Source organism: Sphingomonas citri, from assembly GCF_019429485.1.
GTDB classification, from domain to species: Bacteria; Pseudomonadota; Alphaproteobacteria; order Sphingomonadales; family Sphingomonadaceae; genus Sphingomonas; species Sphingomonas citri.
The window spans coordinates 1,509,051-1,526,321 of sequence record NZ_JAHXZN010000001.1 but is presented as its reverse complement, the minus strand read 5'-3'; the positions used below and the strand labels follow the sequence as shown (position 1 = coordinate 1,526,321).

Annotated in this window: 14 protein-coding genes; 11 read left to right on the top strand and 3 right to left on the bottom strand. The window is 64.7% G+C overall.

The features are described 5' to 3' along the window. The first annotated feature begins 56 nt into the window (after nt 1–56). The 6 genes from KZ820_RS06995 to KZ820_RS06970 all read left to right on the top strand — a co-directional run bounded on the left by KZ820_RS06995 (nt 57) and on the right by KZ820_RS06970 (nt 5,510). Complete coding sequence (locus tag KZ820_RS06995) at nt 57–242, top strand: hypothetical protein (RefSeq protein WP_219747835.1); 186 nt, start codon at nt 57–59, stop codon at nt 240–242. A gap of 606 nt (nt 243–848) precedes the next feature. Continuing rightward, nucleotides 849–1,238, top strand: a complete 390-nt coding sequence (locus KZ820_RS22290) for a response regulator (protein ID WP_219747834.1) — start codon at nt 849–851, stop codon at nt 1,236–1,238. A gap of 776 nt (nt 1,239–2,014) precedes the next feature. Next, nucleotides 2,015–2,224 (top strand): DUF4287 domain-containing protein, encoded by a 210-nt coding sequence (locus KZ820_RS06985; RefSeq protein ID WP_219748149.1) that lies wholly within the window; start codon nt 2,015–2,017, stop codon nt 2,222–2,224. Nucleotides 2,225–3,124: 900 nt separating this feature from the next. Then, nucleotides 3,125–3,919 (top strand): phytanoyl-CoA dioxygenase family protein, encoded by a 795-nt coding sequence (locus tag KZ820_RS06980; protein ID WP_258047767.1) that lies wholly within the window; start codon nt 3,125–3,127, stop codon nt 3,917–3,919. Nucleotides 3,920–3,928: 9 nt separating this feature from the next. Continuing rightward, nucleotides 3,929–4,297: a low molecular weight protein tyrosine phosphatase family protein gene (locus tag KZ820_RS06975; protein ID WP_219747833.1), complete on the top strand. Its 369-nt coding sequence runs from the start codon at nt 3,929–3,931 to the stop codon at nt 4,295–4,297. 316 nt (nt 4,298–4,613) lie between these two features. Further along, nucleotides 4,614–5,510 carry a LysR family transcriptional regulator gene (locus tag KZ820_RS06970; protein ID WP_219747832.1) on the top strand — a complete coding sequence of 299 codons (897 nt, stop codon included), beginning with the start codon at nt 4,614–4,616 and terminating at the stop codon, nt 5,508–5,510. 7 nt (nt 5,511–5,517) lie between these two features. Here the strand turns inward: KZ820_RS06970 and KZ820_RS06965 are convergent, their stop codons facing one another. Next, nucleotides 5,518–8,301, bottom strand: a complete 2,784-nt coding sequence (locus tag KZ820_RS06965) for a TonB-dependent receptor domain-containing protein (RefSeq protein WP_219747831.1) — start codon at nt 8,299–8,301, stop codon at nt 5,518–5,520. A gap of 179 nt (nt 8,302–8,480) precedes the next feature. Between KZ820_RS06965 and KZ820_RS06960 the strand changes: the two genes are divergently transcribed. The 5 genes from KZ820_RS06960 to KZ820_RS06940 are packed head-to-tail and all read left to right on the top strand — an operon-like array spanning nt 8,481 to nt 15,091. Beyond that, complete coding sequence (locus KZ820_RS06960) at nt 8,481–9,911, top strand: CitMHS family transporter (protein WP_219747830.1); 1,431 nt, start codon at nt 8,481–8,483, stop codon at nt 9,909–9,911. Then, the gene (locus KZ820_RS06955) at nt 9,908–11,251 is read left to right on the top strand and encodes an acyclic terpene utilization AtuA family protein (RefSeq protein ID WP_219747829.1); all 1,344 of its coding nucleotides are present in this window, start codon (nt 9,908–9,910) and stop codon (nt 11,249–11,251) included. Before KZ820_RS06960 ends, KZ820_RS06955 begins: the two co-directional genes overlap by 4 nt. Further along, on the top strand, nt 11,252–11,572 hold the full coding sequence (locus tag KZ820_RS06950; protein ID WP_219747828.1) for an AtuA-related protein: 321 nt from the start codon (nt 11,252–11,254) through the stop codon (nt 11,570–11,572). After that, nucleotides 11,569–13,554 carry an alpha/beta hydrolase domain-containing protein gene (locus KZ820_RS06945; RefSeq protein ID WP_219747827.1) on the top strand — a complete coding sequence of 662 codons (1,986 nt, stop codon included), beginning with the start codon at nt 11,569–11,571 and terminating at the stop codon, nt 13,552–13,554. The genes KZ820_RS06950 and KZ820_RS06945 overlap by 4 nt, the downstream gene beginning before the upstream one ends. Beyond that, nucleotides 13,541–15,091 (top strand): tannase/feruloyl esterase family alpha/beta hydrolase, encoded by a 1,551-nt coding sequence (locus KZ820_RS06940; protein WP_308462151.1) that lies wholly within the window; start codon nt 13,541–13,543, stop codon nt 15,089–15,091. Before KZ820_RS06945 ends, KZ820_RS06940 begins: the two co-directional genes overlap by 14 nt. 81 nt (nt 15,092–15,172) lie before the next feature. Here KZ820_RS06940 and KZ820_RS06935 read toward each other — a convergent pair whose 3' ends face one another. Beyond that, entirely contained in the window at nt 15,173–15,784 is a 612-nt protein-coding gene (locus KZ820_RS06935) for a hypothetical protein (protein ID WP_308462150.1), read from the bottom strand. A 226-nt stretch (nt 15,785–16,010) separates the two neighbouring features. Then, nucleotides 16,011–16,826 carry a hypothetical protein gene (locus KZ820_RS06930; RefSeq protein WP_219747825.1) on the bottom strand — a complete coding sequence of 272 codons (816 nt, stop codon included), beginning with the start codon at nt 16,824–16,826 and terminating at the stop codon, nt 16,011–16,013. Nucleotides 16,827–17,271: the final 445 nt, after the last annotated feature.

Below are 17,271 nucleotides of genomic sequence, written 5' to 3'. Positions count from 1 at the left end.
CTAGGCGAGATAACGGTGGTTTCTCGTAGACCCGTCGAGGGATAGGGAGACGTGAAATGGCCGACGTAGAGGCGAGTGACGGCAAGGTCCTTGTCGACGTGGAAAAGCCCGTTCCTTGCTGCATGACCCTGGAAGCCGGCGAGGCGATCGACCTGGCTCAACAACTCATAGCAGCGGCTGTTGAGGTGACGCCGAGCGCTGGAGAGCGTCAGCAGCCTCCGGCCGCCCCGGAGACACGCTGAAAAGGGGCTGCGCCGGCATCTTATCGCGAGGTCCGCCGGCGCAGCCTGTCGGGAGTTCAACACCGACGAGCTCTTGTACGATCGATTGCTGAAGAAACCGTTCGCAGTTGGACCCGGCCAGCCTGAAAGGCCAGCGGGGTCGCGGGACGGCCTCGCTAAGGGGCCGAGGCCGATACGGGGATAGCGCACGACTTTGTGCGCCTCGCCCGCGCTGGGGGAGGAGTGTCATACCTCTCTCGCGAGTCTCAACCGAAGTAGGCGCAGTATGGCCCTACTTACCAATCGACATCACAGCCGCAGTTGATGGCGCCAATGAGTCGAGCATGCGAGCTTCAACTCATGGCTATGCTACCCTGCCTTCCGCGATCAGCGGCCGAGTACCGGGACGAGGCTGCTCGATGTCGTCGTCTGGCGAATGGTTTAAGCGAGCGGGACTCAGAGTTGATGCTCTCGCTGGGTCGCATCAACGACGAACGCGCGCATCAAGCCGCAGCCTCAGAACGCCTACGAGCCGTGCTCAACCAAACATAGGTAGGTTTAACAATATTTGGCAGCGAGAATAATAACCCGTCATCATGCGACGAATGGTTACGAGGAGGAAAATTAGTGCCCGGAGCGGCTACGTTCATCTTATTGGTTGAGGATGACCCAGACATAAGCGCCATAGCATTAATGGCCTTGCACCTTGATCCAAATCTTACAGTGACGCCTATGCGAACTGGCGCTGACGCGCTCCACCACCTTCGGCATGCGCCCAAACCGGACCTGATACTGGCTGACAACAACCTTCCTGACATGGAGGGTGTCGCGCTGGTGAGGGCGATCAGGCGAGACATGAGCGAGCCTCCCCCGATTGCATTCTTCACGGCATCGGTGCGCTCCGCTGACATCGAGCGCTACACAGCCGCCGGAGCTGTCGGGACCATCGCCAAGCCCTTCGATCCGATCGGTTTGGCCGCTCAGGTTCACAGGCTACTCCGTTCCAGTTTTGTCTAGGCCGCTACAGAAAATTCCATTGAAGTCGTAGGAGCTTCGCTAAGCGGTGATTGGTAATAGCTCCCGCTCGGACGGCGAAGGGCTCCGAGATGTCCGACCAGCGGGACCTAGATGAATTAATTAACGCTGCCTTCCACGGGGCGTTACGCGGTCGAGCGATCGAGGTCGCGGAGAGCCAGCGCGATGAGGCTGACAGCAGTCGTTCGAGAGCGCTAGCGGCAGGTGACCGATGCTATCACGGCCTACGCTGCTTCCAGCTTAGACCGCGAGCTTGCGTTCCCAACGAGAGCCTAAGCATACAGGTTTATGTGGTTGCTCACCCACACCCCGAAGTCATTCTCTGTCATGCCGAGAGTGGAGCGGTGCGTGATCGCCTGAGCTTAATTTCGGCCCTCACCTGCCATCATCAGCCGCTTGTATCCGGCACGCTTCTCCTTCACAAGCGACCATTGCCGCGAAGGCAATTGCGCGGCGATGCCATCGCGGCTCGCAGCAGATACTAGCGATGGCGCCGCCGGTACCCGCCCAGTACCCGCGCCTGCGTCAGCTAAGCGCCCATTCTCAGCCAAAACGAACGGCTCCGCAGAAAGCCCGCAAGCCTCGAAATGGGAGATGAACGAGCGGCGGGAGTTGGGAAGCGGGTAGGGGCTCCTAAGCGACTGCTTGTGGGTCGCCGAGGCGCCGTGACGCAATCAGCCTCAGGAGTATCTAACTTGCGGTTGCTCGTGAAGGGCTCGAGGATGGCGGAGCTTCATACGAGTCGAAGGGTGACGTCGATGGCAAGTGAACCGGTGAAGGGACCCGCGTCCTACTTTCCGTCGATCGAAAAAAAGTACGGCAAGCCGATCGCCGAATGGCAGCAGATCGTCCGAGACCGTCTTCCCGCCAAGCACATGGAGTTGGTGGCCATGCTGAAGGATGAGCACGGTATGGGACACGGGCATGCCAATGCGGTCGTGGCACACGCCCTGTCTGAGAAGGGCTAGCCTGCTCACCGGACAGCTGCGCGGAACGCCCGAAAGGGTCGAGCGGAGAGGTGAACGAGCGACCGGAGTTGGGAAGCGCGGAGGAGCGGCTGAGTGACCGATTGTGGGTCCTCGGCACGAGAGGGCAGGCGGCCGCAAGCGCCCAACTTGCGATATTCAGCGTGTCCGATCCGTCAGCTTCCTCAGGGTGATCCAGATATAAAGGCCTAGCATCGCCCCGCTGCCTATAAGCACTGCCCATTTGCCGGTGGAGCGTTCGGTGGCACTGGCGCTGCCAAGAAAAGTCGCTCCGCTAAAAAAGAGTGCGGAAATGACAAAGCGCCAGCTTAGCGCGCTCCTTGCATCCCTGCGTGCCTCTGCTGCCTTCCTAGGAGGAGTGACTGGTAGTCGATTTTTCACTAGGCGTCGGGGTGTGTTGCTGACCCAAAGTATCCAAGTGGACAGGGTTACTACTATGCCCGCTATGAGGGTCGTCTCTAACCATTTTGGAGGGGCGACTAATTCAGACAGCAACGTCCAGAGAGATATGACAGCGACGGTGGCGCCTATAATTTTCCATCGGCCTGATCGTCCAGCAACTCGCTCCCAAGCTCCGACAAGGTGCTCATACTCCTCTTCGGTAACGAGCTTCCCCCCGACCTTCTGCGAAGGGTAGATGAGATAGCCGCCTTCTACGCGCGTGAACTGCTTCTTGAACGCTCCAATCGTGTCAAACATCCGGTCACCTCCCGAGGAGCATGTTGCCGCGCTTTACGTCCGCTTTCCACTAAACAAACATGTCGCGGCGACGCTTCGGAAGAAGCCGCAAAGCTGCAGCGTCCTCTCGAATGTGAGCCGTTAACCTCCCCATCAGGCCAGCCAGATCGCTGCGCGGGATGCCCGGAGGGCTCCAGCGGCGAGATGAACAAGCGCCCGAAATTCGGCGTGCGCCAGGTGATCCTGGGTGACCGGATCTGGGTCCTCGGGTCGACGCCGAGACTAAGTCGGGCTAGCGTCAGCCACATGCTCGAACCCCTCTGCCGCTCCGCTGACCTCACCCTCAACGATGACGGAGCGCAACTGTTCGCACAAGCTTTGAACGAAGCTGCGTGCGGTTGCCTAGAGACTGCCCTTTCCGCGCTGCCGGCAAGCAAGCCGGGTGTGCGGATTGCGGAAGGGCGGCAGGCGCAGTCCTTCCTTGATCGCGCGGGACCCATCGGCGCGATCGCGGCATCCGTGCTCGGAGATCAGGCTCGCCCCGTTCGTGCGATCCTGTTCGATAAGAGTGCGGAGCGGAACTGGGCGCTCGGCTGGCACCAGGATCGTACAATCGTGGTCAAGGAACGAGTGGACACCGACGGGTACGGGCCGTGGACCGTCAAGTCCGGGCTGATCCAGGTGGAGCCGCCCTTCGAGATCCTCGAGAGCATGGTGACGTTGCGCGTGCACCTGGATGCGGTCGACGAGCGTAACGCACCGCTGCGCATCGTGCCCGGCTCGCACAGGCTGGGCCGACTGCCCGAAGCCGAGATCGAGCGCGTCGTGGCGACGTTTGGCGAGCGGCTATGTCTCGCCGAACGCGGTGACGTGTGGCTATACGCCACGCCGATCATCCACGCCTCGTTCGCCGCTGATCCGCCGCGCCGGCGCCGCGTGCTCCAGGTCGACTTCTCGGCCGTTTCCGCGCCAGGTCCACTCGCCTGGCGCGGCCTGTAGAGGCTAGGGTTGAAGCGCCCCCGCGTACAGACGGTGCTGTTCGTGTGCAGCCAGAACAAGCTCCGCAGCCCTACGGCCGAGCAGGTGTTCTCGCGCCGGCAGGACCTGGAGGTGGACTCCGCCGGCACCAATCACGATGCCGAGAATCCGCTTACGGCCGAGCTGGTTGCGTGGGCCGATGTGATTTTCGTCATGGAAAAGGCACACCGGAGCAAGCTTCAAAGGCGCTTCCGGGCGGCAGTTGGGGGCAGGCGGGTGGTCTGCCTAGACATACCAGACGACTACGCCTTCATGCAGCCCGAACTGATCCGGCTACTGGAGACCAAGGTGAGCCGCCACCTGCCTGCATTGCCACCGACGTACGAGCCAGCCGCGTGATCGGCGGGCTCGACATCGCGAGTGAGCTGCCTCGATCCTCTCCTGAACGAATGTCCGATGTGAGCGGCCGGGAAGGGCAGGCTGAACGGTCGAAAGTGGGTCCTCGGCTCGGGAGCGTAGGTGGCCGCAACCGCCCAAAGCTGGTCACCACCGTGTCGCTTCTGCTCTCAACGAAGTTCCGGCTGGTAGCTGAGATCGCGAGCTGTCTAAAGGCCACTCGGCTTGCGCTTCACATGATCACGCGGGTATCGATCAGCTTGATCAATCAAGAAAGCGACGAGACGATCGCAGCACGGTTGGTGGGAGAGAGCCTGCGATGCGACGCAATCCCAGTATGACCAGCCTGCGGCTCTTCATGCACGTCGCCCATCTTCGCAGTTTCAGCGAGACCGGCCGCGTGGCTAACGTATCGCAGCCAGCGCTCAGTCGCACGATCCGTCTTCTCGAGGAACAGCTCGGCACCCGGTTGTTCGATCGAAATTCGCGCAACGTCTCTCTCACGAGCGCCGGAGAGGCTCTACTGCCGATCGTCGAGCGGCTGACGGCAGATTTCGATCATGCCTTCTCAGAACTGGCACAGACCTTTGCGGGAGAGCGCGGTCGCGTTGTGATCGGTGCCTTACCTTCGATCGCGGCCGGACTGCTGCCGACGGCGATCGCCACCTTCCAGGCGCAGCATCCGATGGTGGAGATCGTGATGCGCGACCATCTCTCGGGTGCATTGTACCAGCAGATGGAGGAACGCTCGGTGGATCTCGCCGTGACGACCCCGCCCGAAGCCGACAAGTTCGCCTTCACACCGCTGCTGCAGGACGCGATGGTGCTTGTTGTTCGTGCTGGTAGCGCGCTTGACGACGGCACAGCGGCGTCCTGGACGATCTTCGCCGATCATCCGTTCATAGCCATGGCACCAAGCAGCAGCGTCCGCGAACTCACCGATGCCGCGATGATCCGCGCTGGCGTGAGTGCGCGGGCGCTCTACGGCTGTACCCAGCTCGCCACTGTGGGGGGCCTCATCGACGCCAATCTCGGCATCACCGCGCTGCCGCAATCTACGGTGAGGATGCTGCCGAGCGCGACGATCGCTCAACGCCCGCTCGTCGACCCAGTGATCGAGAGGACCATCGGAGTGGCCCATCTCGCCGCGCGCACGCTGCCTCCCGCGGCGCGCGCCTTTCTCGATCACTTCGTGAAGACGGCGCGTGCCGCGTAGGCGTCCGTCAGAAACGCGCGCTCGCGCGTACGTAGGTCTGTCGTCCGTACGGGTCCGCGACCGAGGATAGGTAGCCCGTGTAGATCGCCGTGGGCGGTTCCTTGTCAAAGATGTTGGTCATGCCGACGCCGAGCTCGAATCGGCCGCCGTCACCGAAGCGGAAGTTGTACTGAGCATCAAACACCGACCAGGCACCGATGCGCGCGACCTCGGGCGCGCCCAGCACCTGTTGGTAATCGTCCCGAACACTCGACACGTACCGCCAGTCGAGGCTGAACGCGTGATCTTCAAGAGAGAAGTCGACACCGGCGACGTTGCGGTACCGAGGGGCGGCCGCGGCAGTGAGCGGTGAAGTCTGATAGTTATTGCGTGTGCCGACGCCGTCATAGACCGTCGTGCCGGTGTCCACGTCATAGGTGAGGAGGACGCTGAGATTGTCGCGCAAGCCGACACGCAGCGCTCCGAACTCGACATCGTAGCGGCCGGCGACGTCGATGCCCGCGGTCGCGGTACCGCTGGGCGCGTTGTACGACGTCACGATCACCGACTGCGCGACGCCGTTGGCATCGCGGATCACTGCTGGGCCGTTCGGGTCGGCGTTGATGACCGCTTGGCCGTTCTGCAGCTGGATCTGGCTCTTGTACTTGTAATGCCAGTAATCGATCGAGAGGCTGGCACCAGGGACCGGCAGCAGCGTCGCGCCGACGTTGAACACGTCCGCCTTCTGCGGCTGCAGGCCCGGGTTGCCATACTGCTGCAGCGAGCGGAACACGAGCGAGCCGTCGAGCGGGTCGATGATGTTGGCGACGTTGGTGCTGATCAGCGCGTCGCTGGAATTGGCAATGGCCGGGGCCTGGAACGCCTTGCTCGCCGAGGCCCGCACCGCCAGCTGCGGTACGATGCGCCAGTTGGCTGAGATCTTCGGCGCGATCGTGTCGAAGTTGCCGTAATCCTCGTAGCGCGCCGCCGCGTTGATGTTGAGCGAATCCACCGGCGCGATATTCGCCTCGGCGAACAGGCTCTTCACCTCGCGGCGTAGGTCGGTGTCGCGGAAGGGGCCGTTGAAGGCGCCGAAGCCGTTCTGATACAGGTCGGAGTAGCGTCCGATTTGGCGCTCTTGGCGGTATTGCGCGCCCACGGCAAGATCGAGCGGACGCCCGCCGAGTTCGATCAGCGTGCCGTTGACCACGGCCTCACCAATCAGGAACTCGCGGATCGTGGTAGCCGTCTCCGCCGTTTGAATATTGAAGATGAGCGATGGGTCCTGGGTTAGGTTGTCCTTGGCGAAGGGGCTGAGGAACAGGCAGTTGCCTGTGCCCGCCGCGGCACCGCTGCCCGGTCCATTGAAGCGGTTGTTGCAGTTCGGGCCGCCGAAGCCGTTGAGCGCGGCCTGGAACAGCCGCATGTCGGTGTCCTTATCGATCGAGTTCACCTCGCCGCGCGACCAGGTGAAGTTGGTGGTGTAGCGCCACGTGCCCGCCACCTTGCCCTCGGCGCCGACGACCACGTGGCGTTGATCGACCTGGTCGCGCTGGACCTTGTACTCGATCCCGGCGAAGCCCTGCGACCCGATCGCGCGGCCGACGAAACCGACGTCGACGCCGAACGGGTTGAGCGGATTGGCTGCAGGCACGATCGGCGGACGCGGACCGTTACGGTTTTGCGCGAACGACGGCACGCCGTAACGCTGCGAGTCCTGATGGTAGAGCGCGATCTCCGCGAACAGGGTATGGCCGGGGGCTATATCGACGCGGGTGTCGTTGTGAACCAGCACCGACTGCGATGCCGGGCGGATCGGGTTCTGCGCCTGGAAACTGAATTGGCAGGCGCCCAGCCCGAAGCCCGGGCTGTTCGCCGCAGGAACGTAGCGGCTCTGCGTCGCGGCCGAGCCGCAGTCGGGGTCGACGACGCTGAGTTGGCCAGCTGCATTGCGGAAGCTGTCGTACAAGGTCGAGTAATTGTTGCCGTTGATGATGACGTCACCGCCGTCGGCGGCGCGCGGGCGGGCGTAGAGCACGAACGAGCCGGGGTTGGCTCCCGAGCCCGACGAGGGGTTGAAGAAGTTCGTCACGCGCCGATCGCCGTTCTGCAGCCGGTCTATGTTGCGATAGGCAACCGACGTGACGCTATGGATGGTATCATTTCCTACACCGACCATCGCCTGGACGTTGAAGGCGGGGGTGTCCGCGATATGCGTGTACTGGCCGTTGACCTTCACACCCTTGAAGCGTGTGTCGGTGATGACGTTGAAGACACCCGCAACCGCGTCGGCGCCGTACGTGGACGAGGCGCCGTCCAGGACAGTCTCAACGCGCGCGATCGCAATCTCGGGGGTCAGGCTGTTGAGGTTGACGAAACCGTCGATCGGCACGACGCGACGCCCGTTGAGCAAAACAAGCGTCGCTCCGGCGCCGAGCCCGCGCAGGTTGGCCGAACGCGTATCGCGCGAGTCAGCGCCGCCGCCTTTCGCGAGATCCTGGATGCCGCCGGCGCTGCCGACGTTCTGCGGTATGTATCTTGTGATATCCGCGAGAGAGTTGACGCCTGTGCGCGCGATATCGTCCGCGGTGACGGAGAGGATGGGAGAGGCACGGTCCTCCTGGCGCACGTTGCGCAGATACGATCCGGTGACGACCACCTCCGTGCCGGTCTCTGGGTTGTCCGTCGCCGCCGCCGCGGGCATGTCGGCTGGATCGCTCGTCTGGGCCTCGGCCCTACCCGCCATGGCTGCAACGAGCGCGGCGAGTGAGAGGCCGGCGGCACGGCGGCGCATGCGGACGCTGAAAGACATAGAACCCCTCCTGAACAGCACCTTCGCCGGCGCTTTGATCGGCGACATCGACCGTCGAGGGGGCGCAGTCAGTCGCGCCGTGATCCTCCCCGAACTTGGCCGTGTCCCCAGCCTCGCGCCAGAATGAGGCACAGCGTCCCTGCTAGAAAATAGAATTTTGAGATGGAACAATAACATTAGTGGAAGGACGGCGAGTCAGGCCCATCGATCGCGTTCCGCTATCGATCGATCAAATAATTGTCATTGCTGCATCGTGGTCGAGTTCACATGATGCTCGTCCGCGGTTGAGCGGAGGGGAGGACATGCTGGCGATCATCGGCGCACTGGCGGTGCTGGCACTGCTCGCGCTCATCCTGACGAACCGCATGTCGCCGCTAGCGGCGCTCGTGCTGGTTCCGGTGTTGGCAGCGATCGTGATCGGTGCGGGTGCGGCGATCCCGGCGCACGTGCTGGCGGGCATCGCGCGGATCGCACCGGTGGCGGGCATGTTCGTCTTCGCGATCCTCTTCTTCGGCATAATGGCCGACGCGGGCCTGCTCGCGCCGCTCGTCAATCTCGTGCTCCGGCTCGTCGGCGAACATCCGCCAAGGATCGCGCTGGGGACCGCGGCTCTGGCGCTGCTGATCCATCTCGACGGCTCGGGCGCGGTGTGCTTCCTGATCACTATTCCGGCGTTGCGGCCGCTGTATGATCGGCTCGGCATGGACCGGCGGGTGTTAGCCTGCACCGCCTCGCTGGCCGCGGGCGTCAATTTCCTGCCCTGGACTGGGCCTACCCTGCGCGCCGCGGCGGCGCTGAAGACGCCGGTAGCGACGATCTTCACGCCGATGATCGCGGTTCAGCTCGCGGGCCTCGGCTTCGTCTTCGCCGCTGCATGGTGGCTGGGCATCCGCGAGGAGCGTCGATTGCGTCACAGCCGCGTCGCGGGACCACTCAGCGACGCTTTAACGACCGTGGCGCCGCTAGCCGGTGACGTCATCGCGCTACAGCGGCCGCGGTTGCTGCTTCTCAATCTGGTGATCACGCTTGTCGTCGTCGGCACGATGGTGAGCGGCGCGGTCGAACCCGTCGTCGTCTTCATGATCGGCACCGCCGTGGCGCTGATCGTCAACTACCCGAGCGCGGCGGCGCAGCGTGCGCGCATCGACGCGCATGCTCCGGCCGCGCTGCTGATGGCCGGTGTGCTGTTCGCCGCGGGCGCCTTCACGGGGATCATGAATGGCACCGGCATGATCGCCGCTATGGCTGACGGCGCCGCACGCCATGTGCCTTCGGGTGTCGGGGCGCACCTGCCCGTCCTGATCGGTGTGGCGGCTATGCCGCTCAGCCTCGTGTTCGATCCCGACTCCTTCTATTTCGGCGTTCTACCCGTACTCGCGGGCGTAGCCGAGCGGTTTGGCACCGAGCCGGTGACGATCGCGCGCGCCGCGCTGCTCGGCCAGATGACCACCGGCTTTCCGGTGAGCCCGCTCACCCCGGCCACCTTCCTCGTCGCAGGGCTGAGCGGCATTGAGCTGGGCGCCCATCAGCGCTTCTCGATCCCATGGTTGTTCGCCGCGAGCCTGGTCATGGTCGTAGCAGCGCTGCTGATCGGAGTGCTGCCGCTGTGATCGCGCCCCGCAGCATTCGCATAGGCGCCGGCGCGGGCTTCGCGGGCGACCGAATCGAACCCGCGGTCGAGCTCGTCGAGAGTGGCGCGCTTGACTATCTCGTCTTCGAGTGCCTCGCCGAGCGCACCATTGCCGCCGCGCAGCAGGCGCGGCGCGGCGACCCCGCGGGCGGCTTCGACCCCCTTCTGTTGGAGCGGATGCGCCGCGTGCTGCCGGGTGCGCGCGCCCGCGGCGTCCGTATCGTTACCAACGCCGGGGCGGCTAATCCGGTGGGGGCGGCGCACGCCGTCGCCGATCTGGCGCGTGCGCAAGGTCTCGCCCCGCTCCGCGTCGCCGCGGTCCTCGGCGATGACGTGCTCGACCTCATCACGGCGACGCCGCGGGCGTTGATCGATCGCCCGGGTGCAACCTCCGATCTCGAGCGGATCGTCTCCGCCAACGCTTACCTCGGCGCGGGCCCGATCGCGCGCGCTCTCGCGCAAGGGGCTGACGTGGTCATCACCGGCCGGGTCGGCGACCCAGCGCTCTTCGTAGGACCGATGATTCATGCCTTCGGCTGGTCGCTTGACGATGCGCCGCTGCTCGGACGAGGCACCGTGATCGGACACCTGCTCGAGTGCGCGGGCCAGCTGACCGGCGGTTATTTCGCGGACATGCGGCGCAAGCGCGTGCAAGGCCTGGCACGGCTCGGCTTCCCGTACGCCGACGTCACCGCCGACGGAAGCGCGGTGCTTGGCAAGGTCGCCGGTTCGGGAGGGCACCTGTCGCTCGCGACGTGCAAGGAGCAGCTGCTCTACGAGATCCTTGACCCGGCCGCCTATTACCAGGCCGATGTGATCGCCGATTTCACCTCGGTGAAGTTCGCGGAACTCGGCGACGATCGCGTCGCGGTGAGCGGTGGGGGAGGCGCGGCAAGGCCTGACACGCTCAAAGTGTCGATCGGCTACGACGACGGCTTCATCGGCGAGGGACAGATCTCCTACGCCGGTGCCGACGCGGTGGAACGCGCCCATCTAGCGGCCGCCATCGTGCGCGAGCGATTGATGATCGTGGGTGCCGCGGTTGAGGAGCTCCGGTGCGACCTGATCGGGATAGACTCGGTGGATCGCAGCGGCCGCGGCGGATCAGTGACGCCGCGCGAGGTGCGACTGCGTGTCGCCGGGCGGGCTGCGGACGCGGCGTCGGCGACCGCGATCGGGGCAGAGATCGAGGCGCTCTACACCAACGGGCCGTTCGGCGGCGGTGGGGTGACTCGGCTGCTACGTCCGGTGCTGGCGGTCGCCTCGACCCTGCTTCCCGCCGCACTAGTGCGGCCGACGATCGAGATGGTGGAGGTTTGAATGCTGCTGGGCGATGTCGCGCACCTGCGCACGGGCGATAAGGGCGATATTTCGCAGATATCGGTGATCGCGTATGACCCTGCCGACTACCCGCTGATCGAGCGAGCGCTCACCTTCGAGCGCGTGCTCAGCCACCTGCCGCAGATCCGCGCGCGCGTGGTGCACCGCTACGAGCTGCCAGCACTGGGCGCGCTGAACTTCGTCGTCGAGGGGGCGCTCAGCGGGGGCGTCACTCGGTCACTCGCACTCGACGCTCACGGCAAGTCGCTCGGTGCTCAGCTCCTCGATCTCGATCTCGGCACGGGGGAGGCGGCGCGATGAGGCGGCCGCTCTCATTGCTTGCCGGCCCAGCGCTGCTCGCGGTCACGCCCGCCGAGGCGCGGCTCACCCGCATCGTGGTCGAGCAGACGCAGGAGCTCGCCGCAAGTGGCACGGCTCCCGCCTATCGCGTGCTGCGCGGGCACTATGAGGGGGAAGTGGACCCTCGGTCCGCGCGCGACCGCCTCATCACCGACATCGCGCACGCGAGGCGCCAGAGCAACGGTCGAGTAGGCTACCGGGCGACGTTCGCGATCGCGCTCCCGCTCGATCGCTCGCGCGACAGCGGCGTGCTGCTGTACGATGTGCCCAATCGCGGCAACGGCGACGTCGCCGCGGATGCCGGCGGCGCGATCCGTGTGGTCAGCGGATGGCAGGGCGATATCGCCGAACAGCCGGGCATTCAGACGCTAGACGTGCCGACCGCGCCGGGTCTGACCGGCTGGGTGCTGGAGCGCTTCACCGACGTGCCGTCGAGGAGCCGCGACATCGCGATCACCGGCGGCATCGGCCGCCCCACACTTCGGCCGCTGCCCGTCACGCTCGATACCGCGCGTGCGCAACTGTTCTACCAAATTGGAGACACGGCGCCGCGCGCGGCGGTGGCACCGCGTGACTGGCGCTTCGCCGATTGCCAGCGCGTTCCGTTTCCGGGTACGCCAGACCCGCGCCGGCTCTGCCTGCGCGACGGGTTCGAGGCTTCCCGCGCCTATACGCTGGTGTACCGGGGCAAGGACCCGAAAGTGCTGGGCATAGGCTTCGCCGCCGTGCGAGACCTCAACGCCTTCCTTCGCTACGCCACCGCTGACGACGTCGGTGCCCCCAACCCGATCCACGGCCGAGTCCGCTGGTCGATCATCACCGGCACCTCACAATCAGGCAATTTCGTCCGCAGCCTGATCGCACTCGGCTTCAACGCGGCCGAGAACGGGCGCCGTGTTTTCGACGGCGCCAACCCTAACATCGCGGCGCGCCAGGTGCCGCTGAATATCCGCTTCGGCGTCCCCGGAGGCGCAGCGCGAGCTTATGAACCCGGTAGCGAAGGATCGCTCTGGTGGAGCCGCTACGACGATCGCGCGCGCGGCCGCGGCGTGTCGAGCCTGCTCGATCGCTGCAATGCCGATCGCACCTGTCCCAAAATCATCGAGACCTTCGGCTCGGCCGAATTCTGGGGGCTACGCATGTCGCCGGGACTGATCGGCACCGACGCGCGAGCTGACGTGCCGTTGCCCGCGAATGTCCGCCGCTACTACTTCCCGGGCGTGACGCACGGCGGATCCTACGTGGGCGGCTTTCCACCCTTGGGCGAGCGGCCCTACCCGGGCGCGCCCGCCTGCGTGATGGCGTTCAACCCCAATCCCTCCAACGACACGCGGCGTGCGCTGCTCGCCGCGCTCGCCGCCTGGGTCAAGACCGACACGCCTCCGCCACCCAGTCGATACCCGACACTCGCTCGCGGCGAGCTGGTGCCGGCGGACGCGAGCGCGATGGGATGGCCGGCGATCCCGCACGCGCCGACGCCGACCGGCAAGCTCAACGTCATGCCCGATTATGACTTCGGCGCTTCGTTCGACTATGTCGACCTCAGCGGCGTGCTGGAAAAACAGCCGCCGACGACTCGCGGCATCATCCCTCAGCGCGTCCCCCAAGTCGACAGCGACGGCAACGAAACTGCGGGCGTGCCCTCGGTGCAGCTTCTCGTACCCGTTGGTACATACACCGGGTGGAACGAGCTTGCCGCCGGCTACGGCAAGGGCGGCGGGTGCGGCTTTGTCGGCGGCTTCATCCCGTTTGCGCGCACAGAGGCGGAGCGACGCGCCGCCGGGGATCCGCGTCCGTCGCTGCAATCGCGCTACGGCGATCACGCGGGCTTCGTCGCACGCATCCGTGCCGCAGTGGCCGAGCAGGTGGCCCGGCGATGGCTGCTGCCACTAGACGGAGAGCGCCTCATCCGCGAGGCCGAGGCCAGTGATGTCCTGCGTTAAGGCAGCGATCCTGCTGGGCTTAGCACTTACGGCGGCGCCGGCGATCGCGCGAGGACCGGCAGCCCCAGAGCAATGCGCGGCGTTGACGGGCGGCGATGCGCAGGCCGAATGGATGGTCGAGAAGGGGGCCGTGCCGGCACACTGTCGTGTCCAGCGGATACTGCGGCCTGCTGCCGGATCGCGGGTCGGCGTGACTGTTCTACTCCCAGCACCAAGTCGCTGGACAGGTAGGCTGCAGATGCTCGGCAACGGCGGCTATTCCTCCGCGCTGCCGGAGCGAGCGATGGAGGCGGCGCTGGCGCGGGGTAGCACCGTGGTGGCGACCGACACCGGGCACGAGGGTGATGAGCCGACCTTCGCGCAGGGCAGGCCTCAGGCGATCGTCGATTGGGGCTGGCGCGCGGTGCACGTCTCCGTCGTCGCAGCCAAGATGACCGTCGTGCGCTACTACGGGCGCGAAGCTAGTCACTCCTATTTTGCGGGCTGCTCGACCGGCGGCCATCAGGCGATGTCTGAGGCGCAGCGATTCCCCGCAGACTTCGACGGCATTGTCGCGGGTGCGCCAGGCAGCAACAGGGTACGGCTGAATGCTGCCTTCCTGTGGCAGTTCATCAGCAATCACCGCCGAACGGCGCCGTTCACGGCAATCCTTGATAGCCGCGATCTAGCGCTGTTGCACCAGAACGCGCTCGCCCGATGCTCTGCGACAGGGACGGGCGCCGGGCGCTGGCTGGAGGACCCGCTCTCCTGTCGCCCCCAGCCCGAGGCGCTGCTCTGCCGGCCGAATGTGACTGCCTCGTGTCTCACGCCCGAGAAGGTCGAAGCGGCGCGCGCGATGTACAACGGCGCCCGCGACCCGCGTAACGGCTCGCGTGTTACGTTCCCGTGGCTGCCTGGGAGCGAGCTCGGCTGGGACGCCTACTGGGCGGACCCGCGTCAACCAACGCAACCTGCGCGGGCCGACTTTTGGCGGCTATGGGCGGCTCGAGGCCAGACGTGGGACTGGCGACACTTCGCCTTTCCGCGGGACCTGACGAGCGCGCAGCAGCGTCTCTCCCGCACTATCGACGCGACGGATCCCAACCTCATCGCCTTTCGGCGACGCGGCGGCAAGCTCATCCAATATCACGGGCTCGCCGATCCGGTCGTCTCGCCGCTCGACACGCTTTCATACCGATCGACTATGCTGCGCCGAACGGGATATGCCGCATCGTGGTACCGGCTGTTCCTTGCGCCCGGCATGGGCCACTGTGTGGGTGGGCCAGGTCTCGCCCGCTTCGATCCGCAGCCTGCCATCGAGGCCTGGGTGGAGCGCGACAAAGCGCCAATGAGCCTCATCGCGACCGACAGCACCGGCGCGCAGCGCCCTTTGTGCGACGTTTCGGCGCGCTCAGTGTTTGTTGCGGGCGACCCACGCTCAGCGGCGAGTTACAAGTGCGAAGCTGGCGCTAAAACATCTACGCTGCAGGGCGCTCGCGCCCAGACCCAACATGAACGAGAGTCCGAAGTTCGGAGGCTGGGAAAGCGCGCTGAGTGACCGCAAATGGGTCCTCGGCGCGAGAGGGGAGGGGCCGCTAGCGCCCAAAAGCGGACATAGCCCTTTCTGCACGGCTGGCGTTTAGCGCTTGCTCGTAGGTACCCAATCTGCGGGTAATTGATGGCACGGTTGATCGGATCGCTGAGCTATTTCCTCTTTGATCCGCCGTTCCCGCCAAATCGGGCCACCAACATGCCAACTGGCCTCTTCCGTGCCGAAGTCGGCAGTCAGCCGGGCCGGGATGTGCTCGACGGCGTCCCAGACCGCCATCAGCTCCATGTCTTGGATCGCGGGGTCTTCCACACGCGTGTCGTGATCCGGACCGTCCCCCACCCAAACTGTCACAGTGAGGGTGCCGACCGGCCACTGAACCGAGGGCAGTGGCGCACAAAGCTCGTCCGCCAAACGAAAGCGGCCCAGCTTACGCCAGCAGCCCGCTCGCAAAGCCCGCGTGATCGACGGATATGCGACGCTAGTCACCGTCATTATCGGTCCGGTGAGCACTAATTCGGCCGCAACTGTCTCTCGATCGCGCCGATGGAAGAAGCCGACCTTCTTCTCAGATGTGACCTGGCCATAGTAAGTCCATCCACCCTCACCGGTGACTGCATAGAGCGCCCCGGCCGTCATATCGGCGCGAGCTGTCGGCTTCGGTTCGAACATCGGCTGATCGTGCTGGGCAATCCAGACCACGTCAACGTCCGCTTTCCGCCCCTACTCAGCCAGCCGAGGGGCTCTGCGGAGTGCTCGGAAGCCTTGAAGTGGAGATGAGCGACCGGCCGGAGTTGGGAAGAAGGTAGGGGCTTCTGAGTGACTGGTATCGGGTCAGCCGCGCGACGGCGGAGAACGATGATTTCTCGTCCCCATGAAGGCAGCGCGAGACGCCTCATTTAATCACGGCGTTACACTGCATTGATTATCAATGGCGTTTCGACGCCTCTTCATCAAGCGTGATAGTACGACCCTCAACCTTCCAAATTTTCTTGTCCGGAGTAGTGACAAACACCGGAGAGTGCATGCTGTAGGAGGCAAACACGTGGACCTCAGTTGGTGTCGGGTCGAGAAGGTGGCTAACGATGAAGCCGACCGGTTTCGCACCAGCCGGTAGATGAGGTCGCGACACGTTGAGGCATCGAACGCTATACGGACGAGAAGCTAACACGGTGCCGTTGGGGGCAACGATCACCCGGTAGTTGCCGCCCATCGGCCACGAGTCAGCCTTCTGCTGAGCCGAAAGCAAGTAGACCGCTATCGGACCATTGTCGCGCGAAGGCAATACAACCGTGTTGAAGGGTGCCTTCGTGCAAGGTTTGTAGTTGCGCTCTCTAGCGCGCTTGACGGCGATCTCGCGCGCTCGTGCGAGCCTTGCTTGAGCGGGGAGCAGCCGCACAGGGTGGGTGAGGAGCTCGCTGCGGACAACCTTACCGTCTCGAACATCTACCACGAACATGACGTCGGCGGTCGCGGCTGCGCCTCGATAATAGGTTACGCGCAGAACGCCAGCCTCGGCGATCTCGACGATATATCCGGCAAGACCCGTCAGGCGATCTTGCGGGACCTGCGCGGTGAGTGCGTCGCTACTGACCCAAGCGGCGCGGTCAAAAGCGTAGAGCAGGCTACCGACACTGGAGGCTTGCGCGACACGCTCGGCGACGTCCGCGCCATCGGCAGGGGTGGGCGCAGCCGGTTGCGCTTGCGCCATCGTTGCCGCAGCCATTGCTACCATGATGATCAAGCAGCCTTCTCCTTACCGACACCTGCGCAGTCCATCAGCAGATCGAAGCTTCGTCGGATCATGCTAAGCGGCTCGCTGGCCCACTGGATAGGCCTACTCTGTCTTGCGCAAAATTTTACGAGGAGGCACAGCCCCTTAAGGTTTGCAGCGCCAGGTTCGGTGAGCTGCGATCGCGGCAGTCGCATACCTTTGCCTTCCTCGCATCCTTTCGTTCCCAGATCGCTTTGTCTTGTCACCGGCCACGCCGCTGCGGCGAGGGGCCCATAGGATGAGGGTGTACCCATATGCCTGACCCTGCCGAGCCCGTCTCCGTCAGCACAGAGGCTGGCAAGATCCTGGTAGATATCAATGCCCAGGGTGGAACCTGGGCGCTCACGCTCACGATGGGCGAAGCCCTTATGCTCGCGGATAAGCTGTGCGCCGCGGTGCGGGATGTCTCTCGAGA